Source organism: Acinetobacter sp. YH16042 (assembly GCF_013417245.1).
In the GTDB taxonomy this organism is placed as follows: Bacteria; Pseudomonadota; Gammaproteobacteria; order Pseudomonadales; family Moraxellaceae; genus Acinetobacter; species Acinetobacter amyesii.
The window spans coordinates 1-6546 of the sequence record NZ_VPEJ01000045.1 but is presented as its reverse complement, the minus strand read 5'-3'; the positions used below and the strand labels follow the sequence as shown (position 1 = coordinate 6546).

Genomic DNA, 6546 nt, shown 5'->3' with positions numbered 1-6546 from the left:
TAATTATTCAGAAAAACTTTGATTAAGACATTGCGTTAAGGAAATTATGATATGGCTGATGAATCACAAAAGGTCAATAAAAATGGCAGACCAACGCTTGTTTTAAAAAGAGAGCATCTTGATAACGTTGTATCAGGAGTATCAACTGCATCTGATTGGGCTGGGTATGTAAAAGATACTGCAGATGTAATGAAAGCACAGAATTATAATATTAGATGGGGAGCTTTACATTCTAAAAATGTTCCCTTATTGAGTAAAGAGCGTTTAAAAAAAGCTACAGAATTTAAGGTGTATAGTAGAAAGTCTTCAGGTCATATCTTTAATGGAAATCAGCATACGAGTGTTCTGAATACAAAAAAAGCTGTAGAAAAAATTGATAAAATTGGTACTAAAGGTGGAATGGTATCAGATGGGGCAGAAATAATTTTAGCAATTCATGATGAGGATGCTGAAAAATTAGCAGAACAAACATCAAAGTTGGTGCTTTCAAAAGCTGGTGAAAAAGCTGGTGAAACATTAGCACTTGGAGTTGTTGGCAGATGCTCACAAAATGCTGTTCGTTCATTAGATCCGAGACAAGTTGGGGTTGGTTTAGCCCTCTGTGGTATCGCTGGCTTGTCAGTTAAGTACGGTATGAAGTCAGCTGGAGAAAATGCAGGTGAAGAAATTGGAAAAAGAGGTGAGGTAATAAAAGCGGCTGAAATATATATCAATGCTCAGAAGAAATTGAATGAAAATGCTGGGGAGGCAGAAAAGAAACGACGAGATAGAGAAATAGAAAAAGACCCTATGCTAGAATGGCAGATAAAATATTCTGACTAAGTGAATGAAAAATGAATGTAAAAAAAATAGCTTTTTTTTTAGTGTTTTTGAGTGTATTTAGTCTTAATGGTTGTACAAAGACTGTACCTCAGAAAGAAAAAAATCTTGTTCAATCAGAGTCTTTATATAAACAAGGTCAAAAATATTTTTTAGGTGATGGTGTAAAGCAAAACTTTCAAAAAGCTTTAGAATATTTTGAAAAAGCTGCAAATGAAGGTTCTGTAGTTGCTCAAAATGATTTAGCAGGTATGTACTTCAAAGGAATAGGTACACAAAAAAATGAAGCTAAAGCTTATTATTGGTTTAATGAAGCATCTAAATTAAATTCTTCTGAAGCTCAGTATAATTTAGGTGTAATGTATGACAATGGATATTATGTAGATAAAGATCGAACAAAAGCTTTAGATTATTATAACTTATCTGCAAAACAAGGATATGCTCGGGCTCAATTCAGCCTCGCTAATGCATATCTTGATGGAAATGGTATTGAAAAAGATATCAATAAAGCCATTAGTTTGTATACCGATGCGGCTAAACAGAATTTACCAGATGCTCAATACAATTTAGCCAACATATATGAAGAAGGAGCTATAGTTCCAAAAGATGAAAAAAAAGCGCTCGATCTTTATATACAAGCAGCAAACCAGAATTTTCCTATAGCTCAAAATAATTTGGGTTATATGTATGCGAATACCTATAATGATCTAGAAAAAGCAAAATATTGGTTTCAACGGGCATTTGAGAATGGTTATAAAGATGCTGGGGATGCACTAAAAAAAATAGAATCAATATCTAATTCTAAGTAGTGTAATTAGGCAAGTTAATATCAATATGATAACTAATATTAGTATGACTCCTTGCGCTTCAAACAAGATCAAAGCAATTAAAGATTTTCTAAATGTGAATTGATTTTCTTTGATTACAAACTTACTTTCATTACCTATGCTAGATATATAAACGGATAAAACTTTATCCGTATTATACTGGTGCCAGGCATTTTCTAATTTAACTTTTAGATCGTCACATGACTCTAATAACGTTATTCTATATATGCTTAAGACATTTTGAGCATTACGATAATAAATTTTGTTATGATATTTATACATGTATTCAACATTCATCTTAGCAGTTCTGTCTATACCTTTTCGCCAAGGTGAACTTGAGCAAGATATTTGTGTTTTTAAAATTTGAAATTTTTCAATTTTTTGCCATGTATTCAAATCTATACTTTTATTATCATATTTATTTGATTTTATTAAAGTAACTAAAATAATTATGAAGCCTATTAAAAGTAAAAAAAGTGAAAATCTTTTCATATAATTATTTTAGCTCTAATCAATGACTATATGTTAATTTCTTAATATCTAAAATTAACATAATACACCTTATACGAAATACTGTTTTTTATTCGATATAAATCATAAACTTATACTAAGACGTTCCAGGGTTCAGCGCACTGGAACGGCTTTTTTGTGACTATTCACGTTCCACGCCTATTCTTTGATCAATGTTTCACGGTTTTAATTAAATAAACTGAATAATTCAATCTGCACGATTTAAGCGATTATCTTGAATAAGATCATCCAATTTATCTTCTAAATCTTCAATCTTATATTTGAGCGATAAAATAGAATTTTTTAAACGCTCATTTTCAGGAGCATCAGGATTTTTTAATTGATTAAAAATTTCTAATAATTCGTTGCGATTAGTGCTTAACCTTTCAATGTCACTTTCAATAGCCATTCTTGGTGTCCACAGAGCAAGTAAACTTTGCTCATAGTCTTTGAGTTCTTGATGGCTCATTGCATCTAATTCAGCTCTAGTTTTCATGGTTTAAAATCCGTCTTGCTATGAAGAGCTTTAAAAATCCGCTTTGCTGTTTCCTCTCTTACACTTTTCGGATCTCGTAAGATGCCACTAATCCAAAGGGCAAAACTAGGATAGTCCTGGAAGTTACTTAGGTCTGATAGCTCAGAAAGTTTAGATAAAATAGCACTGTACTTGTTAATTTGAGCATCAGACAGGTTGCAGAATATATCTATTGTTTTTGGATCTCGCTCAGGAGCTATTAATTTTGGCTTAGATTTTTCTTTCACAGTGAACTTAAAGCCGACAACAGAACGTCCTTTTTTAACTGGACTATAGTCAACTGTTACATCGGTAAATTCATTAATTTCATCTAATGAGCTCTTCAAAACTCTTCGTTTTAAGTTCCTCAAATCTCTATAAGATTCTGGTAAACCAAACTCTGTAAACATTTCATCTAGCGTTAATTCAAAGCCATTTTTTGCCTGATTTTTTTTCGCTAAATGGTAAAAGTCTATTGAGTAGTCTTTTTTTAATTTTAGAACTACATCTTTTTTATAACGAGTGTATGGATTGTATTTATCTAAAATTTTCAACATCACCAAAACAATAGATGTAAACCTTAAAGATATCCCTGCATCTTCATAAGTAGCATCAATTACCCAGTTAGAGTAGACCTTTTTCCCCCTATCATTAACGTATGAAAAGGACCGATCTACTAGTTTTTTTGACGCATTTTCAATTTGTTTATAAGCAGAATTGACTTTGATACCACAGTCATCAGCAAATTGTTGAGCAGATATTAAGATTTGATCTTGTTCACTTGCATCGATATTTCTAGCAATCGGAGAAGCCATAATTAAAATTCTTTTTTCATCTACAGACATGCTTTTAAAGCATTCAGTAACTTTGTTTTGAATAGCCATTGTTGTTACTGGATAAGATTTATCATAACTATTTTCTTTATTCATTCAGATATCAAACCTTATAAAAAATGAACATGATTTTTGTACCCTTATGAGAAAACAATGTACACCAATAAACATAAGGGTACAATAATTTATTTGTACCCTTTATCATGCTATTTGTACCCTTTAATCATGCTATTTGTACCCTTTTAAACGATAAAATCATGCTATTTGTACCCTTTATCATGCTATTTGTACCCTTTTAACGCTTGAAACTATTGCTGCATAAGGTTTTCAGAGGGTCTAAAAGCTTTTAAAAGCTTTTTAAAAGAATAAAAGGGAATTTATTCCCAAAGTAAGTTATTAAAACTGCCCTTGGTACTCGCTAAAGCTCGTACTCTATTGAAGCTCGTTTCACTCGCTTCGTGGGGGCAGTTTTTTGCATATATGATCAAGGATTCAAAAAGCAAAACATGAATAATGCATTCGCTATGCTCATGCTTTTTGACGAGCAAAAGCATCAATACTTCGCTCGTAGACACTCGCTAATCACTGTCCCCAGTAATTCAATAAAAAACGGTTTTTCAGAGGGGGAATAAGCAACCTTTCGTTGTGTCACTCGTAGACACTCGCTAAAAGGCTCTCATTTGCGTTTTAAGCGATTTTATTTTTATCAACTATAGTTTTACTGTATTTCTATCAAAAGTCGCTAAAACCCCCGTTTTTTTGCGCTTAAATGGGATTGCTAAGGCGTGTAGTCATGGTTATTGTCATTTTCTGGCTTTTTAGGCTCATTTCTCTGCTGTTTTTCTTGTTCTTGGCGTCTTAAAAATGCCAAATGTTCTTGTTGCTCTCGTTCTTGTGCATAGCGTTGTTCTTGTTGCTCTCGTTCTTGTGCATAGCGTTGTTCTCTAGATTCACGATCTTTTCGGTCGTTTTCGAGCTGTATTGCTATTTTTTGGGAAAACTCTTGCTGCGCTTCGGTCTCAATTTTTTTTGTAAAAGCCGCATGCAATTCTTGGATTTTTAGATCTTCCATTTCTTCTGCATATAGTCGCTTTTGTTTTTCACCATTTTGAGGACTAAAGTATTTATTTCCATAGTTATCTTCTTCAAATATATAACTATTTATGATCTCCAGTCTTTGATCGCGTACATACTCTTGATACTCAGTTTCTCTGCGTGATATTTCAGAAATTTGATGATCTATATTTGAAATTTGATCATTAAGTTTTCGTTGTTTAACAGTGATGTTCGGTTCGTCAAGTTTTGCAAAAGACTTTTTAGGCTGGAGCAGCTGATTTTCTTCTGTCCATTTATTTAAATGATCAGAATATCTCTCTTTTTTTTCTATTTCACTAAGACCAGAAATATGCTTTTGGATGTCTAGTTGGGTGTTGTGTTGGTCGATCAGGTCATTTATTTGATTGATCCATTTTGTTTTAAAAAATAAAGGCTCTTTTTTGCGTAGTTCTGATATTGCAGAACTCATCGTGTCTAATTTTGTTGTTAATTTTGATAATTCTTCATTTTGGAATTCATAAAGTTTCTGAGAAGTTTTTTCTGAATACTCAGCTTGAGAGTATTGAAACTGAAGCTCACTTCGTACTTTTTGAACAAGATCCTCAGATACTTTGATGTTTTCATCCAGTGCGATGACCTTTTTGATTTTTAAATTACGTAGCTTAATTTCATCATTTTTCAGACTAATTTCTGTAAATATCCCTCGTCTCCGGAGGTATGTCGCTTGAGGACCTTCGTGCTGAGTTGCTTCTAGGTCACTTTCCTGGTCTTCATAACTTCTGTGATCGACACGTTCATCAAATCCATTTTGTTCCAGGTGATGATTGCATAACTCTGCAAATGATTCTCTCCAGTGGCTTACAGTTTCTGTGCCATTGTCACGACTGAAGTCCCTATATTTTTTTGCTGAAAAGCCACCCTGCTCATTAATACTTCGGGTTGTGAACATGATGTGTGCATGGTAGTTGCGTTCATCACTTCCACTGTCTGTATGAGGTGCATGAATAGCAGCATCAACGATGACACCGTATTTTTTAACGAGGTTTCGGCAAAGTTCATTGAGCATATTTTCACGCTGTTCAGCGTTTAACTCACTGGGAAATGCAATCTCAAACTCTCTTGCAAGTAATGCATCTTTTCTACGTTCAACCTTTTCGACTTCATTCCAAAGTGTTTGGCGCTTGAGTAACTCAGTATTTGTATTTTCAGGTGCATAGATTTTTGTAAATTCGACACCAGTTTTTCTTGTGTAGTCTTGTTCTTTTCCATAAAAATCGCATACCAATTTTTCACTTGAACGATATGCAGCACAAGCAACGGCCGATCGTCCATTACCTCTACTAATCGTTTTAACTGAAAAATGATATATCGCCATTTTGCTTTTGCTCTTTATTTCGATTTATCGAAATTACCAACATGTATATGTTGGTCAGGGGATTACAAAGGGGATTTACCCCTTGTCGCACCATTGGATGAAATCCAATGGCTAAGTGCGCCCTTCGGGAAAACCACGATAGCATGGGCTGTCTTGAATTTCAATTCAAACAGACCTATGCTTGAGGGGGATTCCTTGAGATGGTGATGGTATGAGTGTTGAAACTTTAGAGCAAAAAATTGCAAAGCAAGAAGAACGATTAAGACAACTAAAAGCACAAAAACAAGCTATTGCTGCTCGTGAAAAAAAGAAAGTTTCTGATCAGCAACGTAAAGATGATACTAGACGTAAAATTCTACTGGGTGCTTGGGCTTTAAATAAATTAAAAAATGATGAATCGTTTAAGCAGCAATTAGCCGATTTTGAGCAATTTTTAAATACGGAAAATAAGACCGAAGAAAATAAGCAGAAAGATAAAGATCTTTTTAATGGATTTATTTGGGATAAGACCTAAATTTCGCATAAGAAATTTTATGTTAAATGATTGTTAGAAATGCCCCTTGATCGAGGCATTTTCTATAAAGAATACTAAAAAATAATTAAAGCCAACCA

At 33.5% G+C, this 6546-nt stretch carries 6 protein-coding genes; 3 read left to right on the top strand and 3 right to left on the bottom strand.

The genetic code is table 11. The annotated features are described in order from the left end of the window. Positions 1 to 51 precede the first annotated feature (51 nt). Positions 52 to 822: a hypothetical protein gene (locus FTV37_RS16140; RefSeq protein WP_163146730.1), complete on the top strand. Its 771-nt coding sequence runs from the start codon at positions 52 to 54 to the stop codon at positions 820 to 822. A gap of 11 nt (positions 823 to 833) precedes the next feature. Continuing rightward, the gene (locus tag FTV37_RS16135) at positions 834 to 1628 is read left to right on the top strand and encodes a tetratricopeptide repeat protein (protein ID WP_163146729.1); all 795 of its coding nucleotides are present in this window, start codon (positions 834 to 836) and stop codon (positions 1626 to 1628) included. A gap of 736 nt (positions 1629 to 2364) precedes the next feature. Here the strand turns inward: FTV37_RS16135 and FTV37_RS16130 are convergent. From FTV37_RS16130 to mobQ, 3 genes are all read right to left on the bottom strand, one after another. Next, complete coding sequence (locus tag FTV37_RS16130) at positions 2365 to 2652, bottom strand: hypothetical protein (RefSeq protein WP_004728627.1); 288 nt, start codon at positions 2650 to 2652, stop codon at positions 2365 to 2367. Beyond that, positions 2649 to 3599: a replication initiation protein gene (locus tag FTV37_RS16125; RefSeq protein ID WP_004728629.1), complete on the bottom strand. Its 951-nt coding sequence runs from the start codon at positions 3597 to 3599 to the stop codon at positions 2649 to 2651. The genes FTV37_RS16130 and FTV37_RS16125 overlap by 4 nt, the downstream gene beginning before the upstream one ends. Before the next feature lie 682 nt (positions 3600 to 4281). After that, positions 4282 to 5934, bottom strand: coding sequence for a MobQ family relaxase (gene mobQ / locus FTV37_RS16120; RefSeq protein ID WP_180064272.1), 1653 nt, complete (start codon positions 5932 to 5934; stop codon positions 4282 to 4284). Positions 5935 to 6145: 211 nt separating this feature from the next. Between mobQ and FTV37_RS16115 the strand changes: the two genes are divergently transcribed. Next, positions 6146 to 6448 (top strand): hypothetical protein, encoded by a 303-nt coding sequence (locus tag FTV37_RS16115; RefSeq protein ID WP_018680087.1) that lies wholly within the window; start codon positions 6146 to 6148, stop codon positions 6446 to 6448. Positions 6449 to 6546: the final 98 nt, after the last annotated feature.

Excerpts from the sequence above, each read along its gene's own strand:
- FTV37_RS16140 (WP_163146730.1), top strand. The coding sequence starts at position 52 with ATGGCTGATGAATCACAAAAGGTCAATAAAAATGGCAGACCAACGCTT.
- FTV37_RS16135 (WP_163146729.1), top strand. The coding sequence starts at position 834 with ATGAATGTAAAAAAAATAGCTTTTTTTTTAGTGTTTTTGAGTGTATTT.
- FTV37_RS16130 (WP_004728627.1), bottom strand. The coding sequence starts at position 2,652 with ATGAAAACTAGAGCTGAATTAGATGCAATGAGCCATCAAGAACTCAAA.
- FTV37_RS16125 (WP_004728629.1), bottom strand. The coding sequence starts at position 3,599 with ATGAATAAAGAAAATAGTTATGATAAATCTTATCCAGTAACAACAATG.
- mobQ (WP_180064272.1), bottom strand. The coding sequence starts at position 5,934 with ATGGCGATATATCATTTTTCAGTTAAAACGATTAGTAGAGGTAATGGA.
- FTV37_RS16115 (WP_018680087.1), top strand. The coding sequence starts at position 6,146 with ATGAGTGTTGAAACTTTAGAGCAAAAAATTGCAAAGCAAGAAGAACGA.